This is a genomic window from Mycobacterium sp., from assembly GCF_049683935.1.
Taxonomy (GTDB): Bacteria; Actinomycetota; Actinomycetes; order Mycobacteriales; family Mycobacteriaceae; genus Mycobacterium.
The window spans coordinates 1-19,888 of record NZ_JBAUJR010000107.1; the positions used below are offsets into that span (position 1 = coordinate 1).

The window sequence follows — 19,888 nt, forward strand, 5'->3', positions numbered from 1 at the left end:
TTCTCACTGACCGCGACCCTGCCATCTTCTGCGGCTAACGTCGCCCCACCGACGCGGACGTCCGAACCGACCGAGGTGGAGCCAAATCACGCCGTCACACCGGGGCCAGTTCAAGTTGACATTGCCAGGCGACGCGCCGCGGTTATTTCCATTGTCCTGTAGCGAGAAGCTCGAGAGCAGCACCGCATCGCGCGCCCGTGTGATCGCCACGTAGAACAGTCGGCGCTCGTCGGCGTCGGTCCCTTCGTAACGTTGTCGGTCGAACCGGCCGAGTAGGTCTTTGGGGAAGCCCAGTGAGCGTCCCGTCATGCTGGACGGGAACCGCTTCTTCACTAGTGACGGCAAGAAGACGACAGGCCACTCAAGGCCTTTGGAGCCGTGAACCGTTCCGAGAGCGACGGCGTCGGCGAGATGGCCTTCTTCACCCGCGAAGTCGTCGTAGCTCCCCACCGCGTAGTTGGTTAGCAGGATGGCGAGGTTCTTGTAGAACCACACCCCGCCGCTTCGGCCACCGACCTGCTCACCCGGATTGTCTTTGTCCTTGCGGGCGCGCCAGCTGACCCCCTCGTAATCGGCGAGAACCGTAGTGAAGCGGGCGATCGTTCCGAGGCGGTTACGCGTCAGCTCATCGGAAAGATCCCACTCGTTGACGTGGAGCAACTCCATCAACGAGTAGAAGTCACGCACCAAGCTCTCGTTGAAGTGGCTTTCGAGAGCCCTCGCCTTCCACTCCGCGAGATGCGTCGACAGCTCCGAACGCCTTGCTGTCGGGATGTTGAACGTCGCACAGTAGTCGTCGAGGAGGCGATCAAAAGTGACTTTCTGCCGCTGGGCGAATTTCGCAGTCGCCCAGTCGATGTCGGCGATCCAGGCATATGTGGCTCCGAATACCTGCGGCTCGGGTTGGGCGAACAATCCTGATCGACCGCCCGCTTGCACGGGTATGGCTGCCCTGGCAAGGGCGTCAATCAGCGCGGGATAGGCAGCCCGTCCGCGAACGAGGATCGCGATGTCACGGTAGGGGAGGCCCCTCGAGTGGAAGTCGAGGATCTGCCGGGCGATCTCGTCTGCCGCGTCGCCCTCTTTCCCCGGGTCGCGGACCAACGCAACGCTGGGGCCATTCGCCTCGCGAAACGGCAGCATTGCCGACCGACGAACCACGCCACTGGTAAATCGCTTGGTCGTCGTCGCCGACAACCACGACTTCTGCGTTGCCGAAGGGCTTCGCGAGCAGCTCAACCAGCCGCTCCTGCGCGGGGTTAACGTCCTGGTATTCGTCGACGACGAGGTGCCTTAGCGGAGAGGTCACCGCGGCGTGAACCTCGGGATCAGTCAGTGCCTCGACGGCGCGCACGATCTGTGTGCCGAACGACATGAACTGGTGACGATCGAGCGCCGCGTAGTACGACTCCACCGCGGCCTTGAGATCGCCAGCCGGCAGAGTCTCGACGTCGATCAACTCGTTCTCGATCACGTCGATTCCGCGTTGGAAAGTCGCAATGTTCTTGAACGTGCCGTCGGTAGGGACGAGTGAGGTGATGCCGATAAGCCTGCTCTGCTGGTACAGAAAATTTGTCAGCTGGTTTGCATCGAGCGGCGTGTACGTCTCGTACCGCGGTACGTACGTCTGCAGCATGCGGAAGCAGTATGCGTGGATCGTGCCGACGAACAGCCGGCCGAGTTGATCGGTTGCCTCCGCACCAATGCGGGCGGTCACGCGCTCGCGAATGCGCTCTTTCAGCTCGGCAGCGGCCTTCTCCGTGAACGTGAACGCGACGATTGACTCCGGAGGTGTGCCGTCGGCGAGCAGTGACGCCACCCGCTGGGAAACAACCTCCGTTTTGCCAGAGCCAGCCGCTGCGATGATCTGGATGTGGGTGCCACGATGCGAGACGGCCTTCGCTGCGTCGCCCTCGAGAGTCGGGATGTCGGCGGTGGTCGCCGCCGGACCTTGCGTGACCGGGTCGACGCGTGGACCGGGAACGATGGGAGCTGGAGGGGGAGTGATTGGGGGCTGCGCCTTTGGCGGGTTCGTTGCAAGCTTCGATGCCGTAGGCGCCGCGGCGAACGGCTTCGGGACCGGTCGCGCCGTCGTCTCGGTCGGAGCCACCCACTTGAACTTCACTGCACTCCTTCCACCTTCCTAACTAAGTGATTGCCCACGTCTTGGTCACTCTGCGTTCGGCCACCGGCCAGAGGAGGTGACGCTCTGACGGTAGCGGTTTGACGCAACTAGCTGTCATGGCATCCGGGCGAGGGTGGTGCTACGTCAACGGGCCTGGGTGAAGCATCATATTTTCAGCCTCGGCCACGGTCAAAACTTCTGTCGATCGACTATCTCTAAACTGAACATTTGGTGCAGACTTCAACAGCCCCGACTTGTGAATATTTAGTGTCGCTGGTGTGGTCGATCTTTACGGTCAGGATGAGGAACACAAGGCCGATCGCCCGAATCGCACAACATGCACAGTTAGTGTGTCATCGCACTGCCTCGATAGGAGTTGCCATGCCTGCGAACACCGTCTCACTGACCCGACTGAATGGCTTTTCAGCGTTTCACTGTTTGTACTGCGGAGCGGTGATCGTCGGTGAGGGCGGTCCTGGCGAACATTTCTGCGAGCACGTGTCAGTTTTCGTGGACTGGGTCGGAGAATCCCAGCTGGGGCCAGCCGCAGCAGATGGCCTCGAGGAAAAGCTTGACGAGATCGAAGCGGATGTTCTTGACGAGCTCGCTAGCCTGTTCGGTGACGACACCATCGTGTTCGAGTTGTCTGAGCAGGCTCGGGGTGGTGGGCATGACGGATCGGGGTGCCTCGTAGCACTTACCGCCGCCGAGTTCGGTGATAGCCGGGGCTAGGTTCCATATGTTTTCGCAGTGCGCGGCGCAGACCGCTTCCTGATGGGCATTCGATTTCTGCCGAACTGCGCCCGTCCAAGGGCAAGGTGTCCTGTGTCCCCGACGGAGTCACCAGAAGTCTTGCCGTAGGACAAATGCACTCAGCCGCAGGACTGAATTCCGCAGCGCACTTTAGCCCCGTTGATCAGGTAGGTCCTGCCCGTGATGTCGGTGTCGTATGCGGTGCCGCCTGCACTCAACGGATGGCATAGCGGTGGGTGAGACGGAGCTCTGACTCGGTTGAGGCCGACGACAAGGGACCTCTACGTCCAATCGGCAGACCATAACGTCGACAACTACGCGGAGAACGACCCCGTCGTGCCGTTCGGTATGGCGAGTCCCCGATACTGAGTCCACCCGGTTCGCGAGTCGGGTTGGCACTTGAATCGGTCAGGTGGCTCAAGAGAGGTCTCAAAGTTCGATATGGACAGATATCGGGACAAAGACGGAAATGAATACACCGAGGAAGAGATGCAAAACCTCTTCTCCGAGGACCTCGCAGATCTCGATTCCGAACAACGGGAGGAGATCACCTTTGAAGACTGGGTTTCCGAAAGTTGGGGCGGCTACTCCCTGATCGACGACGAAGACGAAGCCTCCAGTTAGGCAGGAGACTGCTCGGCTCGCGCTCATCTATTCACGGGGCGGTGGCGGTCTCATCTCGCCCATGCTCTCCTCAAGGACGTGCGTAACCGCATTGATCGCGTCTGCGAATCTGCCGCCATGGTCTGCGTGGTGTTGACAGATCAGGTTCTTGAACCGGCGGGGGTGCAATTCCGGCCACCAGGGTGACGCGAGGAACGCTGCTCTGACATGGTTCATGGGGGCGTTGCGACTCCATTCGTAACGGCGTGGCCAACTACGGGAGAGGCCGTTCGGGACTCCGGCAAGCGTGGCTTGCATCCACCCCGCCGGGATCGAGCGGCGCCATCCGGTGCCGTTGGCAAGCACGCAGAGCGGATTGTCATCTGCCGTGCAATTGGTGCCCTTCGAGAGGAGCCTGCCGCACCACGTGCAGGGGGCAAAGCGTTCGAGAATGAGACGGACACACGGTGCGATTCCGTCGGCGTCGGGCGTCTCCCCAATCTCGACGCCTGCGGTATTGGGTTTCGCCGAAATCCATGTCCGACCTGTACGCCCCCGGTGAATTTCCTCCTCGATGAAATGGGTGTCGACGAAACGGAATCCAAGGAGCCGGATGTTGCCCGTGGCGACTGCCCTGCGGACTCCGGCCAAGTCGGGTTCGACGTCGGGATGATCTAGCGCAATGATCTCGTCACCGCGTCTGATGACTCGGTGGTCCGCACCGCCACATATGACGGCGACTCCAGCCGCGTTATCCCAATCCGGGAGCTGGACGATTCGGGGGGGCCAAACAACCTTATTGCTCATGCCTGGTGTGTCCCTCCGCCTGGAGCAACATCCGCCACCTTGCCTGCCTACGATGACTCGGACGCCATCCCTCGATCTTAAAAATGCGGTCCCGTTTCTCACGTTTGGCGTGGCCCCAGGCGTTGCGGACAAGCGCCGGGTTCTTGACCATCGCATCGTCACCACCGGCTTCAGGCTCGATGGTCGACAACGTTCGCGTGTGTCGGAGTGGTTGGCCGTGCGGAGATATGACTTCAGGGACCATTCCGTCGTGGCGGACCGGCTTGAACGAGACCGCTGCCGACGTCATCTGCAAATCCTCCATGGTCGAGTGCTGGTCTAGACGTTAGCGGGTGCTTGGGACATGGAGGTGTGTTTGCTGGACGATCTTGCGGGCCGGAAAACCGTCTTGCATTCAGCGTTGCGAGCAGAGTGTCATGTGCGGCACGTAAGTGCATTCTTGGATGCGGTGCATCAGATTTTCCCGCATTGAACGTATGGGTCTCGTACTTATGGCTGCTCACAACGCGTTCGTTGCCGGCGCACCGTCGCTGAGTGTCTCGTCTCCCCGAACCGCCCCCGCCGTGTCAGTCGTCCGTAGTTCAATGGGGCGATGGGGGCGACAGGCGAGGAATCAGTACAAGACGCCATTCTGGAGCTGCTGAACGATGACACTGCAATTGCTGGCGACGTCAAGGATGTGGTACTGAATGCGCTTGCCGAGGTCACCGACGCTAGCGCAAACATCGAAGCCAAACCGACGCCCACCTTCCTAACCGCAATCTCCGTGGTGGGGTTCCGCGGAATTGGTGGGCAAACACAGCTCGACCTCTTTCCTGCACCTGGGCTCACCGTGGTCAGCGGCCGAAACGGTTCGGGGAAGTCCAGCTTCGCCGAAGCGCTCGAACTCGCGCTCACCGGGACCAGCTACCGCTGGTTCAACAAAAAGGAGACGCTGTGGGCGGAGTCGTGGCGAAACGTGCATCGTCCGCATCCTTGCGCCATCAGGGTGGGCTTCACCGCTGAGCAGGTCGGTTCGTTCACCGTCGGGGTGACGTGGGAAAAAGATGCCGAACTCGATGCACGCACGTCGTACACGCGGATGAGCGACGGTGAGCGCCTGCCGGGCACCACTTCCCTCGGATGGACGCGTCCGCTCGAACTCACCCGGCCAGTGCTTTCCTACGAGGAGTTGGGCCGGCTGTTCGACGGTGGCCCGTCCGCTCTGTACGACGCCCTTGCCAAGTTACTCGGCCTTGAGGTGCTCGCCGATGCCGAGCGATGGCTTTCGGCTCAACTCAAGTCCTCGAAGATTCTTCGCGATCGTGCTGACGACGAGCGCAAGCGCCTACTCGGCGTTCTCGCCGAGAGTGCTGACGAGCGGGCACAGCAGGGCACCGCGCTGCTGAAGAAGCGCGGCGGCGCGCCTTTGGACGACCTCCTGACTTTGGCCACAGGGTCAGATCCTCACGGGCAACAGGCGGTATCCGCGTTGCGTGCACTGGCAGCGCTCAGTGTCCCGACAGTCGACGACATCGCGACGGCGGCTGCGCGGCTCCGTGCGGCATCAATGGACCTGCAGGCTGTCTCGGCATCGTTGGCAGATAGCACTCGGCACCGCGTCCAGCTTCTGCAATCGGCGCTTCGCCTCCATGAGCACGACGGAGACATCGATTGTCCCGTCTGCGGTCAGGGCCGACTCGACAGTCAGTGGGTCAGCGCAGCGGAGCAATCTGTCGCCAGTACCGAGGAGGCGCTTGGGAAATACCAAGCCGCCACCGCTGAACTCACCGCGGCGCGTGCAGCTGCGATCGATCTCAGCAGCACCGGTCAGCACGCCGACGAGGTGCCGAACGTGGACCTTCCTGCACTGGCCGATTACAACGGGGCCGTAGCTGCCGCCAAAGTCATGCCCGACGACGACGTGGAATTAGCCAATCATCTCGAATCGGCGATGCTGGCCGTCTTTGAGTCGGCTGGCGCGCTACGGGTGCAGGCACAGTCCGCCCTCGACGCCCGAGAGAGCACGTGGGCGCCGATTGCCGCGCAGCTCGGCGGCTGGATCCCGCTCGAGGATGACGCCCGCGCGGTCGACGGGACTGTCAAGACCATGACCGCGGCCAAGAAGTGGCTCAACCAACACGCCGGTCCATTTCGCAATCAGAGGCTGGAAAGCATTGCCGCGCACGCGCGAAAAATTTGGGGGCAGCTCCGGCAGGAGAGCAACGTCGACCTTGGCAGCATCACACTCGCGGGCACCAACACCCGTCGCAAAGCGGTGCTCGAGGGCACGGTCGATGGGGAGTCGATCAAGGCACTGCCGGTCATGAGCCAAGGTGAATTGCACGCCCTGGCCTTGGCACTCTTCCTACCGAGGGCCACCTCCATCGACAGCCCATTTAGATTCGTCGTCCTCGACGACCCGATCCAGGCGATGGACCCCGCCAAGATCGACGGCTTCGTCCAGGTGCTGTCGGAGATTGCGCAGACCCATCAGGTGATCGTGTTCTCCCACGACGACCGACTCGCCTCGACGATCCGCGAGACGGGCACAGACGCCAGGCTCATCGAGGTGATTCGCGAAAAGGGCTCCAGGGTCACCACTCGCGACAACGTCAATCCCGCGCAGCGCCAAGTCAATGATGTCTTCGCGCTGCTCATGGATCAAGAGCTGCCGGAGGAGATTCGAAAGCGGTTGATGCCCGGACTCTTCCGACTGGCAGTGGAGGCCGCCGCTAAGCAGGCCTACTTCACCAAGCGTGCGCTCGCGGGCGAAAGCCGGGAGGATTCCGAGATGGCTTGGGCCTCAGCACCCAAGACGGGCCAGCGACTCGCGCTGGCCTTGCACGGCGACTCGACGTCTGACATTACTGCCTGGCTCGATGCGAAACCTGAACGGCGGTACACGTTCCGAGTCTGCAACGCCGTGCACGGTGATGGAATGCACATCACGAAGCCGGAGGCGAAGGAACTAGAACGCACGGTGCACACTCTGTTGGCCCTGCGTTGAAAGCCGTTGCGCTACTGGCCCAGGCGGAGTCGATTCTGACGACGCGTGCCGCCAAAGGTTTTTCCGCGAGGATGGCGGCGTTCCTTGCCCGCCGCGCGCTTGAGGAGATTATCGATGTTCGTTGCATTAGCGTTGACGCACGCGCGCCACGGGCAAACACCCGCAGTCAATTGCTGATCCTGCGAGTCTTGGATGACGCCGATGCGGCCGGTAAGGCGGCGGTTGCGTGGCACCGCTTGAGCAATGCTTGCCATGTGCACGCTTATGAATTGCAGCCGTCGGTGGCTGAGATCGAGCAGTTGTGTGGTGTGGTGGCCCGTTTGATTCCGGCCGATAAGTGAGTGGGTCTCAGGTGGCCGATGTCTTGCTGGTGACGTGCGTGAAGACGAAGCGATCGCAGCCAGCGATGGCGAAAGATCTGTACACGTCGACCTTGTTCAAGAAGCAACGAGCTTATGCAGAACGAATTGGAGTGCCGTGGTTCATTCTGTCCGCCGAGCACGGGCTGGTCGCACCGGACGAGTATCTCGCGCCGTACGAGCGTTACCTTCCGGACACGCCGGCGGCGTATCGCGACGCATGGGCCGGGTGGGTGGTCGCGAGGCTCCAGCTCCTGGCGGGGCCTTTAGCAGGACGAATAGTCGAAGTCCACGCCGGCGCCGAGTATTTGGAAGTACTCAGGCCGCGATTAGAGGACGTGGGTGCGGAAGTTGTCGAGCCGCTGCGGGGCCTGTCGATGGGTCCGCGGTTAGCGTGGTACGTGCGACAGAATGTCATTCCCGAGGACGCCGCTCTCGTTCCTCACGACGATGATCAGTCGGTCGTCGAGCGCCTTCTGCATGTGGCACTGGCGATGTCTCCCAATGACTTTCTCGCCACGGGACCAATAGCGACCAACTCACCCGGCTTGTACAGCTGGTGGGTCGATGAGGTAGGGGCGAGCGACCTCAGCCGCGGGCTCGAGATCCCAATCGCAGCTGGTCTCATCTACGCCGGTTTGGCCGGTGCGACAAGGTGGCCAAGCGGTAAGCAGTCGAACAACACTCTTTGGCTTCGCATCACGACGATGCACCTGGCGGGCAATCATGAGTTTTCCACGTTTCGGAGGACGCTCGGGGCGATCCTCGCCAGCATCGACGGATCGTCCCGTGTGGCGAAGCAGCTCTTACCGAGTGGATGCACCATCACCTGAAGGTTGTCGCGGTCCCCTTCGAGGACCGTGACGAACTCGGGCGGCTCGAGACCCGCGTCCTCAAGATTCTGGACCCCCCGCTCAATCTGCAAGGTATGACTGAAACGCCGATTCGACAGCGGCTAAAGGCGCTTCGCAGGGTTGTGGCGTCGAGATGATTCCAACAAGAGGTCGGGACAACTGAATGAGGTGTGGCACGAATACACAATTCGAGTGCGGGAGGAACGCAGCGAACCCGTATGGTTTCTCGGGGACCTGCCACGACCACTGTCACAGACGCAAGGGGATCAACGGCCTTGAGCTCGGTGACCTGCGCGCTCAGTGCTTCGATCGCAGGTCGTCCGTAGGTCGTCGTCGTGACTTCAATCTTGCTTCCTCCGATTGACTGCTGCAACCACTCCCATCGCTGCGGTTGCAGATCGGGGCACCCTCGGTGCTGCGCAAGGTCGACCGACTGTCGTGCATCCGGTACGGGTCGGCCCGCTACTCGGTGCCGATGCGGTTGATCGGCACCACCGTCGCCGTGGTCGTCGACCACGGCGCGATCGTCCTGCTGGAACCGGCGACCGGGGTGATCGTGGCCGAACACGAACTCGTCGCCCCTGGCGGCACCTCGATCCTCGACGAGCACTACGACGGACCCCGGCCCGCGCCGAGTCGCGGGCCGCGGCCGAAGACGACCGTGGAGAAGCAGTTCTGCGAGCTCGGTGAGGATGACCAAGCGTTCCTCGTGCGCCGCGGCGATCGGTAACACGCGACTGGCCTCGGAGTTGGAGGTCCTGCTCGCTCTCGGTGCCGCTCACGGCACCGAGACCCTGATCTCGGCGTTGCACCGTGCGGTGGCGTTCCGCCGGTTCCGCGCCGCCGACGTGCGTTCGATCCTGGCCGCCGGCACCGGGACACCGCAGCCCCGCCCCAGCCGGGGATGCGCTCATCCTCGACCTGCCGGTTGCCCCGACCCGCTCCCTGGACGCCTATAAGTTCAGCCCCGTCATCGACGGCGAGGTGATCCCGTAACCAAGACAACACCGCCGACCAGCGACGTCGAACCCGTTGGAGCACCATCGGTTCTACCACTGGCCGCCGACCTCGACGCGGGGTTGCGACGATTGAAGCTGGCCGCGGTGCGGCGCACCGCACCAGAGGTCCTCATTACCGCGAAGACCCAACGCTGGACACCCGAGGAGGTCCTGCGCACCCTGATCGAGACTGAACTGGCCGCCCGTGACGCCTCCAACATCGTCAACCGACTCAAGGCCGCGGCGTTCCCCGCCCCGAAGCCGTTGGAGTCCTTCGATGTGGCCGCCTCCTCGATCCCGCCGAAGACCTTCGATTACCTGTCGAGTCTGGAATGGATTTGGACACAACAGAATCTGGCATTCATCGGCCCGGCACCGGTAAGTACCACACGCTGATCGGGCTGGGGACCGCCGCGATCCACGCCGGACTCAAGGTGTGGTACTTCACCGTAGCCGACCTCGTCGAAACCCTCTACCGCGGCTTGGCCGACAACACCGTCGGCAAAATCATCGAATCTCTGCTGCGGGTGGATCTGATCATTCTCGACGAACTCGGCTTCGCCCCGCTCGACGACACCGGCACCCAGCTGTTGTTCCGGCTCGTCGCCGGCGCCTACGAAAGCCGATCCCTGGCCATCGGCTCGCTTTGGCCCTTCGAACAATGGGGACGCTTCCTGCCCGAGCAGACCAGAGCCGTCAGCATCCTCGACCGACTCCTGCACCACGCCACCGTCGTCATCACCGACGGCGACTTCTACCGCATGAAAGACGCCAAAAACCGAAAGGAGTAACCCAAGCCAACCTAGGAACTACAGCACGGGGTGGGTACTTTTATCCGGCCACCAGCGGATACTTCAACTTGGCCATTGACAGCGGCTTTGGGGATACACGCCTCCGAGCTCCTCTGGCGAACGGGTGGGAACGCGATATGGTCCGCCTCAAAGGTGGCTCGCACGATTACTTTGTAGTCGGGCAGATCGCGACTTCGACAGATTGCGAGCATTTCAGTCGATGGACGTCTAGCGCAAAAGCCACCTACAAAGACTCCGAACCATGAAAAAAGAGTTATAAGCCACTGCCTGATGGCTTTAAGATGGACTCAAGACGGACCTGAGGGGCGCCTATTCGCAGAGTGCCGCCGCGTTGCCTTTGCGCGACCTACCCGCGTGTCAAGGGAGTTTGAAACTTCGCCGAGCAAGTCAGCCGGGTAGGGCCTGTCAGCCCCAGTGCTGCTCTTGATACTCAAGCATGTCATCGCCGTGAAATTGCTTGGTCGCGTTTCCGGTCCTGACCCAGAATTCTTTGGCAGAGAGGCCTGATCCCTTCGGCGGTTCTGCGAAAACCGGCTTGCCCGATGCGGCTACAGAGACCACGCAAACAGTCGAGTCAAGGCGCGATTCGAAGCGAACCCGAACCGTGGTTGCCGTGTTCACCGATAAGCCGTTGTCCAACAGCTGCCTGACGAAGAGCTCGTATCCATCTACGTTGTTCCTGCTGCCGAGGGTCTTGAAGTCGTCCTCCAGGCCCAAGATCTTGCCGGCGTCGTCGACACCGATGAGGAGTGTTCCGCCTTCTGCGTTCAAGAAGCCGCATACAGTCTTGACAATCACGTGTTCCAACTTCGGATCAGCCTGCTGCGTATGGAGATTCCATCGCGCAGACGACTTGAATTCGATGGTCTGAGATTCACCCGCGGCTATAACGTCGTCGATCGTCGCTTCCCGTGGCGCTGGGGCTGACCCCCAAAGCGTCCCAAACCCTTCGCGCACAACCTTGGCGATCATCACGCGGCGTCGCTCCAAAAACTTTTGATAGTCAAGCTGTTCCCAGCCGACAGGCAGTGCGTGGTGGTGGATCTGGCGCTTCAGTCGATCCGCCGGCACCTGGGCCGACATCTTCGCCCAGTAGTCATAGGGGGCGCTTGCACTGATCGACGAGTTCTCCGCCCAATCGAGGAACGCCATATTGGCGATAGCGTTCATCTGGCGGGTGTTGGTGATGCCCAAAGTGGCTAGGTGTTTCTTTGGGAAGAGGTGATGGCGCTCCATTGATCGTGGCGCCGTCGTCGACGGGTCTAATAGGTAGGAGATCTTGATCTCGCTAAAGAGGACTTCAGCGTCAAGAAGGTTGAGTGCCGACAGATAGGCGAACAGAGCAGGCGAGCGAGGCGACGAATTGTCGAGCTTGTTGGGAAGCGTGATCTCCCAGTAGTCATTGGTGAAGTTGGCGGACACGATCCTATCGAGCTCCGTGATAAAGGCTTGGCCGTCGCCGATGGGCAGATCGGCGATCCGACCAAGGTCCGACTCCAACTGCGACTCGGGCGAAGATGTATATCGCCCCGTCGTGTGGGCCATAAAGAACCATCGACTGATCACCGGGCGGAGCGTATTCAAGTCGAGCCCGAAGTCAACTCGACCAATCAGCCATAGAGCATAGGCGAACAGAATTGTGTTCTGAGAGGTAATCATTCGGCCGCTGCGGTAGCCAGCCGCGTAGACGCACTTCAGGTACTCATGCCAGTTAGTCAGATCGAGGGCGCGGTCCTGAGCCCCGGACAGGATTTGGAATTGTGCCTCGCGACGCGACGCGCTTACGTTACCTGTTTCCAGATCTTTGCCGCGCAGGATGTTGTAGACGTACTGGAGTCTTGCTCGTCGGAAGGCAAGTGCGACTCCTACTCGCAACATCTGGTCCGGGCTGGGTTCGATGTAGGGATTTCGCGAGCTCGGACCAACTATGGACCGATCGACAGCAGCGCGGCTAAACGCTTCTAACTGGCGGCGCCCTTTCTCCCAGTGAACTGACATCAACGTCAGGATGAAGTCGGCCTGGTTGAGCTTGACGCCCTCAGAGTTGATACGCACGAAGATCTCGGCGACTTGCTCTTCGTCCGCTGTCTTGTCCAGTTCGATCACTTGGAAGCGAAACGCATCGAGATCGTGGACTCGATTTATGCGGTCTTCCAGCAAATCCTCGTCGGCCTCCGATAGGCCTCCGTCGCGGATGTCGTTCAATCCCTTCAGGAACTGCCTGACCGTGGGCCGATATCCGGTCGTCCAAAGTGCTGTGATGTCCGGAATGAATTCCGGGTCGCGCTCAATCGCGGCGTCGGTAACCTCGAACGTCTCGTCCGATGGCCGGAATCCGATCCGTATACGTCGACTCTCGAACGTCTTCGTAAGGACCTGCTGGCCCGTCAATACTGCGTAGAGCGAGGTCAGTCGTTGCTGTCCATCGACTATCAGAAGGCGAGGCGTACCAGTGTCACTCTCGCCGATCTTACGAGTCTCTGCGTCAACTCCGGTCTCCCACAGCATGATTGTGCCCACGGGATAGCCCCGATACATCGAGTCAAGTAGATCCCTTGCCTTCGCCGAAGACCATACGAATGGGCGCTGGATGTCTGGTAGAGCGATGCGCCCCGCCTTGATGTCGAGTACAAGGTAATCGAGCGTGTAACCAGTGTCCCGGTACAACGTAGGCATCCAGATCCTCCCCAAGTCGCTCCTGGCAAGAGTGTGCTGAGCTGGCCGCAGCCGCAAAGTTGACCCCTTGCCGACCATAGCTTGCCTGCTGGCAATGACACCACCGGTACTGCCCACCCACGATCGACCGGTGACTTCAGTTCGCAGTACAGATATCACGAGCGCAGATCCTCTATATATGAATCTGAGACGTCATTGGGGACGGGAGTTCCCGTTCAAAGGCAGGGGCCGCTGCCTACGGACCTGTTTGAGGCACGAAGGTGGGGGTGGGTTGGCTTACGTTGTTCCATCGCCTTCATCGGCACCGTCCCGACGCCAGACCTTGGTCTTCTCGCGCGAGCGGCCGAAGAGTCCGCTAATTCGATCGATGCCTTGACTCGCCGCGCCCAGCGCCAGCGTCGCCGCACCACCAGCGGCCTCCAGGCCCTTGGTGGCCGTGTCACCCACGAGATCGACTGCAGCGCTGGCGCCTTCGAATGCCGTTGGAGCCTTGAACTCCGACCATTCCTGCAATTGCGCCCGTCGCGCTTTCGCGAATCGGTCCAGATCTTCGCGCAACGCCGGAAGGCTCCGCTCCAGATTGCTCACCGACCAGAAGCGCAGGCCGTCGATGGCCTGGGTCTTTGCGACTGCCTCCAGGATGTCTCGAGCTCGTTGAAAGACTGCACCGTCCTCGGCGAGCTGGCGAGCCAATAGGTCACGGGCGTCGTCGAGAACCTGCTGAAGGTGCTGCGGCTGTGTGGCTTCGACTCGGGCAATTCGCAGCCGCTGCCATTTGAATAATGACTCTTGCGCGACGACAAGCAGGCTCAAGGTCTCGCCGAGCTGGTTGTTGTCGACTGCGTTGACGATGAACTCGGCGCGATCCTGAATGGGCTTGGCCGGGTCGAATGATTTCAGCGTGCGATCGGCATGGTGGCGAAGCTGCTCGACCGTTCGGTTGAGTGCCGGCCCGATTCCTGCGATCGCGTCCCAATCAGCATCAGAGAATGAGCCGTGCCGATCGAGATAGGCCACCATCCGGTCTACAGTGACCCGATCACCCAGCACATCGCCGGACCTGTTGGCATGAGCCAGGCGCAAGATCTCCTCGACCTTGCCCTCGACGCGGCGGACTGATTCTTCGACCTCGGCGATCGCCGACTTGAGCGCGAGCTGGACAGCCACCATTTGGAGCGACATCATGCGTGTCGGCGTCAGGTTGGCGTTTCTCCACTGCAGCTGGCTGACGAACTTCTTGTCCGCGCCGCGCGTCATCATGCGGTAGAAGCCGTCGGTGCCAGGGATCAACTGGCCCTTTTGAATGGCCTGGACGCTGTCTGGGTGCAGTTGCACGAACTTGGCTGACTGCCCCAAGAACGCTGCCGCACCTGCCGCGAGCCCGGCTGTGTTGCCGAGCGATGCTCTATCCACGCCCGAGACATCGATCGCGTGGCTGACAACGCCTTGAATCCTCTCGACGTATGCCTCGATCTCTTTAGGGTCGCCCGCGACCAGAAGGCCCTCCGACTGGACGGAAATCGCGATCTCACCGCTATCCGGGATGGTCGCCGGCAGTGAGTGTGACTCACTGTCGACGTGCGCCGGTGTCACCGGAACAAGATCATCAGCCAACAGGGTCCCCTTTGCTCGCGCCCGCAGTCTAAGGCACTGCACAACGGTCGGGGAGCGGCTGCCAACTGGTCATGAATCTCAGACGACGCGCTCTTGTCGGAGGGGTCTGCCATTCGGATCGGTGCGTCTCCGGGGGCACCTAATCTCGGACCGAGATCCCAATGACAGAAAAATGCTTGTGCGGGGCGATTGCCTCTGGCGGTGGGCTTGCGGCCGCAAAGCCACGACTGGCAGGAGTTATCGTGATCGGCGCACCCGGGTGGAGGCGATGCTGGCTGCATCTGGGTTGATGCGCCGGGCGGAGACGCTATTCGATGCGCGCCGCCGATTATGACCCGCGGTGAGGCTATGCACGTCAACCTGGCGCGTAGTCCGAACCTCGCTCCTACACTGCGGCATGTGAATGTCGAACGATCCATCGCTGCGATCACTGACAGGCACCTGGGCCGTCTCTTCAAAATAGCGGAGGCGGATCGCGAAGGACTGTTCAGGCGCAAACCCCACCTCGCTGTGTACCGCGACCGGATTCTCGTGACGGCGCTTTGCCAAGGCGCAGCCTTGCATTACGTGAACGGCACCAACGGCGTGAAGGATCTGGACGTCTACACTTTCTTCTCGGAAGATCCAGGCATCGGGTACCCGTACCGCCGCCGCGGTGTTACCGACTTCGGCGAGTCCGAGCACGGCCGCCATCCCGCCGACCATGATTTCGTAGGTAGGCGCGTGGACCTGCTCGGCCGCTCGCTCAAAGTTGCACCGTCGGCCGATCCGATCGTCGCTCTCCGCAGCTATCTCGACGCGGGCCCTACTGCGACGGCCAGGGAGCTGGCGAAGAAGGCTGTGGTGGTAATCGATCCTGGGCCGAGCTTCGGACAGATCGTGTGGCCGTCGGCCTGAACCGATCAGATAAAAGCGTCCGCTTTGAGCCACCGGGGGAATTGCCCACATAGGCTGAGCCGTCTGCTTGGGCGAGGTTTGCTTGGCAGCCAACGGAACTCATGCTGGGATCGTCCGCAGCTCTGAACTTGATCGCGTCACCCGGGAGGTGCGTGGCGGCCTGCCGGGCTCGCGGCGGGGGCACTGAGTCCATTGTGCGATAACCCTTTAGGGGCGCCCGAGCTTGAATCAGTCGTCCGTCAACTCCGACCGCTGATCCGGACTGAACGCCGGCATAGCCGCCTCCGCGTCTACCATCTTCGCGTTCCGATACCCCCGCACATTGCCCGACATCGCGGCCAGCGCCTCCCGGGACTTCCCCCGGCCGTAGGTGACAGCCTGCTCTGCCCGAACCCCGAGATCCTTGCCGACCTCCACGGCATCCTGATCGGCGCCCATGTACAGGAAATCCCAACCGAATTCGTTGGTCTGCTGCTCAACCAGCGACTTGATCGCAGGCCGGCTCCATTCGTGGCTGGCGTTCTCCAGACCATCGGTCATGATCGCGACGATGACCGAACCCGGCTTGTCGTGCTTGTCGAGTGCGGCGATTTCTGCAGCGGTGTCGGTGATCAGCTTGCCCATCGAGTCCAGCAGCGCCGTGCTGTTGCGTGGGTTCAGCTCCAGCGGAGGCACTTCATCGACAGGAACCGCGTGATAGACGACCTCGTATTCGTTGTCGAACTGCGCGAGCGTGACGCGGCATTCACCCTCGCCGGCGCGCTGCTCGGTGAGGAAGGCATCGAAGCCCCCGACCACGTCGGACTTGATCGACTGCATCGATCCGGAGCGGTCGAGCAGGAAGGCGATGAGGGTGAGGTTCTGGTTCGGCATGGTGGATCCCTTTCGGTTGTTGGTTAGCGAGGCTTGTTGTTTCGGCGCGGTTTGAACCGCATTGGTTCGGCTGGGGGAGCGGGTGGCAGTGGAGTATTGGCATGCTTGTCGTTACGGGCACGTTTGACGTCTTCGGCGGTGATCCGGTCACCGTTGCTGACGTACGGGTTCAGTCTCGGCGTACTGGCCAGGCGTGGGCCGACCGCGTTCTCGGTGAGGCCCGCACTCTTTCCGGCCGCCGCGATCGACATTTCGTCGTCGACGACAGCGCGGGCCAACTGCTCGTCGAGAAGTTGGCTGACCTCGGTCAGGACCAACCGAAGGTGTTGTAGCGCTTGGTCTGCGGATGTCGCAGTCTCGGCGTGGGTGAGGTCTGCGCGGATGCGGTCGTACCGGCTGGGCATGTACCACCATACCGCATAAAGTGCGGACTCCGCAATAACTGCGGATTGGAGGTCTGGTCATTCGTCAGTCGCTCGCCACTGCCACCAGGCCCGAGTGATCCGTCTCCCCGGCCATCCGTGGAGCGTGATCGAACTCGCAGAACCCGATGTGCTGCTGCGCCAGATCCGATGCCGCGAAGACGTAGTCGAGCCGGAACCCATTGTCGCCGGGCCTGCTGTACCACGAGTACTCACGCACATCGGGGTGCAGTGACCGCCATATATCGTTATAGCCGGACGCGATCAAGCGCCCGGGCATCTCCGGTCCGATGAATTTGGCTCCCCGCGGATCCTTGTCGAGATCGTTGTTGCCGGTGTTGAAGTCTCCGATCAACAGATCGATGCCGTTACGTCCGGCGTCGTTGATCAGCGCCTCCCAGTAGGGGAGTTTCGCGGTGTTCTGCGGCATGTAAACACCGCACACATTGGCTCCGCGGATCTCGGTGCACCACAGATGTCGCGGGTCGAGCGATTCACTGAAGGCCCAGGATCGCTCGATACCGGTGCGGGCGGCGATAAGCACGGTGTTCTCCTTCGGCCCCACCGCTGGATGCGATGTGTCGTAGTCGAGTTGCGAGAGGCGGGTGATCAGCCGCGCGCCGACAACATTGGCGCGAAACTCTGTGACCACCAGGATGTCGGCGTCGTAGCCGAGCAGCCGGGTGGCCAGGGCATCACTGGACTTGCTGCCGCCGTGGCGGATGTTGAGTGTGGCGATCCGCGTCGTCATCCCGATTTGTTTCCCCCTGCTTAGCGTGCCATTTCCAGCGAGCCGCTCAGTATGAAGATCACCACCGACAAGTCGCGCGCTGATCGCGCGCGGTCACATGGACACCCGCGGCCCAGGCAAGCTCTCCGCGCGCCAGAAGCTTCTCATGAAGGTCAAACGATTCGGTCAGACTTGGGACGTGCACTATACAGGGATCCACTTGATCTCGAGTGCCAACTTCGACTGCTTGCCGAACGCACTGGTCCCGCGCCGACTCCCGGCTTGCACTCGATCGTGTCCCCGTACGCGCGCAGCGTCGAGCGACACATTTCGTGTAGAGGTCACTCGCCCACGAGCCGGGCAGCTGCGCAGCCGATGTGATGGTCGCTGAGCGAGGCGCGGCGCCGTGTCGTTGGGACTGGTCGTATGAATCTGTTCCCCAACGCCTACTTGTCCACGGCGGCAAAGTAACTTCTCAGTGACGCGCGGAGTCTTTCAGCGTCGCCCTCGTACTCCCAATCTTTGTCGGCCGTGTACAACATGGTTAGCGCCTCGCATACTGCAGCTCCCGCTCGTAGCTCCTGCGCAAGATCGCCGGCGAACTCGCTCAGCTTCGGGTCATCAAGACCGTGCGTGTACTTGATGTCGCCGTCTGCCGCGTCGTAGACACTGCGCATCCACCATGCCAACAGTTCAAAAGCTGCTCCAATTCTGGGGTTGACCAGTTTCTGGGTGTCACGGTTGAGCTCTTGAGCCAAGGAGGCGGTCAACACCAAGCGTTGGGTGTAGTGCGCGCGAACCTCAAACCTGCTGACGTCATCCGGATTTGATGACTTGACCAATCTCAGCATGTCACACCCCTCTTTCTGAATTGCTTGCTGTTTCGACCGTGGAGGTGACTAGCAGGGCAGTCGTCCCGCGGTCACTCCCACTTCGCATTGCCGAACCGCCGCAGCGCTTCTCGGAATGCGGGATTCGGTGAAGCATTAGGGAGTGCCGCCGTCACGGCTTTGAGCGCCTCGTCGGCGCCGACCCCTTGCAGTCTCGCCCCGTACAGCGCCGCGACGGTTGGCGTGCGGCTTTGAGCCTCGACGCAGTGCAGCAGCACGGTCCGGCCCTGGCGGCGAAACCGCTCGACAGTCCGCACCGCCTCCAGCAGTACGAAGTCCAGGTGTGGATTCTCGTCGGCATCCTCGCGATCGATCAACCGCACCTCAACGTGCGGGATGTCGGTGCGAACATCATCGTCGCCGATCCGGCACAGCGACACCACTGCGCCAACACCGTTCGGCAGGTCACGCAGCGCACCGATACTGCCGAGCAGAACCTTCTCGTCGTACGGGTGCGCCGCAAGCGCTCCGGTCCGGTAGCCCTGATAGCGAAAGTCGAAGCTGTCTGGTCGTCCCCGCCGGGCGATCGCCCCGGCAAGGCTGACCACGTCCCGTGCGCTCAGATCCGGCCAGCCGTGTAGCAGTTCGCGCCAGTCCAGCGGGACCGCTGAGGCGCCGTGTGCTGCCCCCAGCAGTCCGCCCGCGATCGCCGCGACCGTGTCCGTGTCGAACCCGGCGCGCACCGCGGCGTCGAGCGCCATGCGCAGGTGGTCCGCCCCGAACGTCCCCGCGGTGGGATGATAAGTCGGCATGGGTGTCGTCGCGATGGCCGACCACGCCGCCTGCAGCGCGGAGACCACCCAGCCGTTGTTCGGGAAGCCCACGGGGCGCCCCGCCTCGGCGGCATCCAGACGCGCCGACCACAACTCGCCTCGTTCGGAGTCCATGTGGCGCAATCCGATTCGAACGTCGAGCTGGCCGGTGATTACCGCGTGACGGATCGCGCTGCACCACAGCACGCACGCGTCGCCGGCATCTGGATCGAAGTGGGTGAGCTCGCTGATGCTGCGCGCTGCCTGGACCATCGCGTCCTCGTCGTCCAGGTAGGCCAACGCAACCGGGGCGGTGCGCATCAGCGACCCGTTGCCCGCAGTGCGGCCGGTGTCCTCGTGCAGCGCCGCGGCCGCAGCGCGCGCTCGCTCAGCGGTGATCACACCACCGGTCGCCGCCGAGCTGAGCACTGAGCGTGTCTGGATGCCGACGTCCTTGGCGCCGAGCGACCATTCGTGCCAGCGTGCGACGATGGCGTCCTGCGCCGTCTCGTCGCGCAGGTCAGCACCCGTCGCCGCCACTTCGGCAATCGCCACGGCCATGGCGGTGTCGTCGGTCCACTCGCCGGCCGCCCACGGACCGCCGCCAGTCATCACGACGTCGAGTTCCGGTCCGCGCGGTGGCTGGAACTCGTACGGTGCGCCGAGCGCGTCTCCTGCCGCCGTCGCCAGCAGCACTCCCTCGATGCGGTCAATTCGTGATGCCATACTTCCCC

Annotated in this window: 16 protein-coding genes and 2 pseudogenes; 9 read left to right on the top strand and 9 right to left on the bottom strand. The window is 61.9% G+C overall.

The annotated features are described in order from the left end of the window. Positions 1–3: 3 nt before the first annotated feature. Positions 4–939, bottom strand: a complete 936-nt coding sequence (locus tag WA965_RS05855) for a 3'-5' exonuclease (protein WP_526303102.1) — start codon at positions 937–939, stop codon at positions 4–6. A 73-nt stretch (positions 940–1,012) separates the two neighbouring features. Beyond that, the gene (locus tag WA965_RS05860) at positions 1,013–2,125 is read right to left on the bottom strand and encodes a UvrD-helicase domain-containing protein (RefSeq protein WP_526303047.1); all 1,113 of its coding nucleotides are present in this window, start codon (positions 2,123–2,125) and stop codon (positions 1,013–1,015) included. Between the two features lie 381 nt (positions 2,126–2,506). On the opposite strand from WA965_RS05860, the gene WA965_RS05865 reads away from it, so the two are divergent. From WA965_RS05865 to istB, 8 genes and pseudogenes are all read left to right on the top strand, one after another. Further along, a complete protein-coding gene (locus WA965_RS05865) occupies positions 2,507–2,857 on the top strand; it encodes a hypothetical protein (protein WP_526303048.1) in 351 nt (116 codons plus the stop codon). 510 nt (positions 2,858–3,367) lie between these two features. Beyond that, on the top strand, positions 3,368–3,502 hold the full coding sequence (locus tag WA965_RS05870; RefSeq protein WP_526303049.1) for a hypothetical protein: 135 nt from the start codon (positions 3,368–3,370) through the stop codon (positions 3,500–3,502). A 1,378-nt stretch (positions 3,503–4,880) separates the two neighbouring features. Further along, positions 4,881–7,277: an AAA family ATPase gene (locus WA965_RS05875; protein WP_526303050.1), complete on the top strand. Its 2,397-nt coding sequence runs from the start codon at positions 4,881–4,883 to the stop codon at positions 7,275–7,277. Then, positions 7,274–7,618 carry a hypothetical protein gene (locus WA965_RS05880; RefSeq protein ID WP_526303051.1) on the top strand — a complete coding sequence of 115 codons (345 nt, stop codon included), beginning with the start codon at positions 7,274–7,276 and terminating at the stop codon, positions 7,616–7,618. Before WA965_RS05875 ends, WA965_RS05880 begins: the two co-directional genes overlap by 4 nt. A gap of 11 nt (positions 7,619–7,629) precedes the next feature. Next, entirely contained in the window at positions 7,630–8,469 is an 840-nt protein-coding gene (locus tag WA965_RS05885) for a DUF6884 domain-containing protein (protein ID WP_526303052.1), read from the top strand. Then, positions 8,454–8,627, top strand: coding sequence for a hypothetical protein (locus tag WA965_RS05890; RefSeq protein WP_526303053.1), 174 nt, complete (start codon positions 8,454–8,456; stop codon positions 8,625–8,627). Before WA965_RS05885 ends, WA965_RS05890 begins: the two co-directional genes overlap by 16 nt. Before the next feature lie 227 nt (positions 8,628–8,854). Next, a pseudogene (locus WA965_RS05895) lies at positions 8,855–9,486 on the top strand (Mu transposase domain-containing protein); the annotation flags it as partial. Positions 9,487–9,545: 59 nt separating this feature from the next. Beyond that, positions 9,546–10,279 (top strand): annotated as a pseudogene (gene istB, locus WA965_RS05900) (IS21-like element helper ATPase IstB). A gap of 426 nt (positions 10,280–10,705) precedes the next feature. Here the strand turns inward: istB and WA965_RS05905 are convergent. Together WA965_RS05905 and WA965_RS05910 are read right to left on the bottom strand one after the other, a co-directional pair. Next, positions 10,706–12,976, bottom strand: coding sequence for a GmrSD restriction endonuclease domain-containing protein (locus tag WA965_RS05905; RefSeq protein ID WP_526303054.1), 2,271 nt, complete (start codon positions 12,974–12,976; stop codon positions 10,706–10,708). A 276-nt stretch (positions 12,977–13,252) separates the two neighbouring features. After that, positions 13,253–14,590 carry a hypothetical protein gene (locus tag WA965_RS05910; RefSeq protein WP_526303055.1) on the bottom strand — a complete coding sequence of 446 codons (1,338 nt, stop codon included), beginning with the start codon at positions 14,588–14,590 and terminating at the stop codon, positions 13,253–13,255. Positions 14,591–14,989: 399 nt separating this feature from the next. Between WA965_RS05910 and WA965_RS05915 the strand changes: the two genes are divergently transcribed. Then, the gene (locus tag WA965_RS05915; protein WP_526303056.1) at positions 14,990–15,487 is read left to right on the top strand and encodes a hypothetical protein; all 498 of its coding nucleotides are present in this window, start codon (positions 14,990–14,992) and stop codon (positions 15,485–15,487) included. A gap of 228 nt (positions 15,488–15,715) precedes the next feature. Here the strand turns inward: WA965_RS05915 and WA965_RS05920 are convergent, their stop codons facing one another. The 5 genes from WA965_RS05920 to WA965_RS05940 all read right to left on the bottom strand — a co-directional run bounded on the left by WA965_RS05920 (position 15,716) and on the right by WA965_RS05940 (position 19,880). Beyond that, positions 15,716–16,360, bottom strand: a complete 645-nt coding sequence (locus tag WA965_RS05920) for a VWA domain-containing protein (protein ID WP_526303057.1) — start codon at positions 16,358–16,360, stop codon at positions 15,716–15,718. 23 nt (positions 16,361–16,383) lie between these two features. Then, positions 16,384–16,764: a hypothetical protein gene (locus tag WA965_RS05925; RefSeq protein WP_526303058.1), complete on the bottom strand. Its 381-nt coding sequence runs from the start codon at positions 16,762–16,764 to the stop codon at positions 16,384–16,386. Between the two features lie 64 nt (positions 16,765–16,828). Continuing rightward, complete coding sequence (locus WA965_RS05930; RefSeq protein ID WP_526303059.1) at positions 16,829–17,533, bottom strand: endonuclease/exonuclease/phosphatase family protein; 705 nt, start codon at positions 17,531–17,533, stop codon at positions 16,829–16,831. Positions 17,534–17,958: 425 nt separating this feature from the next. Then, positions 17,959–18,363, bottom strand: coding sequence for a hypothetical protein (locus WA965_RS05935; RefSeq protein ID WP_526303060.1), 405 nt, complete (start codon positions 18,361–18,363; stop codon positions 17,959–17,961). 71 nt (positions 18,364–18,434) lie between these two features. After that, on the bottom strand, positions 18,435–19,880 hold the full coding sequence (locus WA965_RS05940; protein WP_526447232.1) for an ADP-ribosylglycohydrolase family protein: 1,446 nt from the start codon (positions 19,878–19,880) through the stop codon (positions 18,435–18,437). Positions 19,881–19,888 lie beyond the last annotated feature (8 nt).

Excerpts from the sequence above, each read along its gene's own strand:
- WA965_RS05865 (WP_526303048.1), top strand. The coding sequence starts at position 2,507 with ATGCCTGCGAACACCGTCTCACTGACCCGACTGAATGGCTTTTCAGCG.
- WA965_RS05870 (WP_526303049.1), top strand. The coding sequence starts at position 3,368 with ATGCAAAACCTCTTCTCCGAGGACCTCGCAGATCTCGATTCCGAACAA.
- WA965_RS05875 (WP_526303050.1), top strand. The coding sequence starts at position 4,881 with ATGGGGGCGACAGGCGAGGAATCAGTACAAGACGCCATTCTGGAGCTG.
- WA965_RS05890 (WP_526303053.1), top strand. The coding sequence starts at position 8,454 with ATGCACCATCACCTGAAGGTTGTCGCGGTCCCCTTCGAGGACCGTGAC.
- WA965_RS05905 (WP_526303054.1), bottom strand. The coding sequence starts at position 12,976 with ATGCCTACGTTGTACCGGGACACTGGTTACACGCTCGATTACCTTGTA.
- WA965_RS05920 (WP_526303057.1), bottom strand. The coding sequence starts at position 16,360 with ATGCCGAACCAGAACCTCACCCTCATCGCCTTCCTGCTCGACCGCTCC.
- WA965_RS05925 (WP_526303058.1), bottom strand. The coding sequence starts at position 16,764 with ATGCCCAGCCGGTACGACCGCATCCGCGCAGACCTCACCCACGCCGAG.
- WA965_RS05930 (WP_526303059.1), bottom strand. The coding sequence starts at position 17,533 with ATGACGACGCGGATCGCCACACTCAACATCCGCCACGGCGGCAGCAAG.
- WA965_RS05935 (WP_526303060.1), bottom strand. The coding sequence starts at position 18,363 with ATGCTGAGATTGGTCAAGTCATCAAATCCGGATGACGTCAGCAGGTTT.
- WA965_RS05940 (WP_526447232.1), bottom strand. The coding sequence starts at position 19,880 with ATGGCATCACGAATTGACCGCATCGAGGGAGTGCTGCTGGCGACGGCG.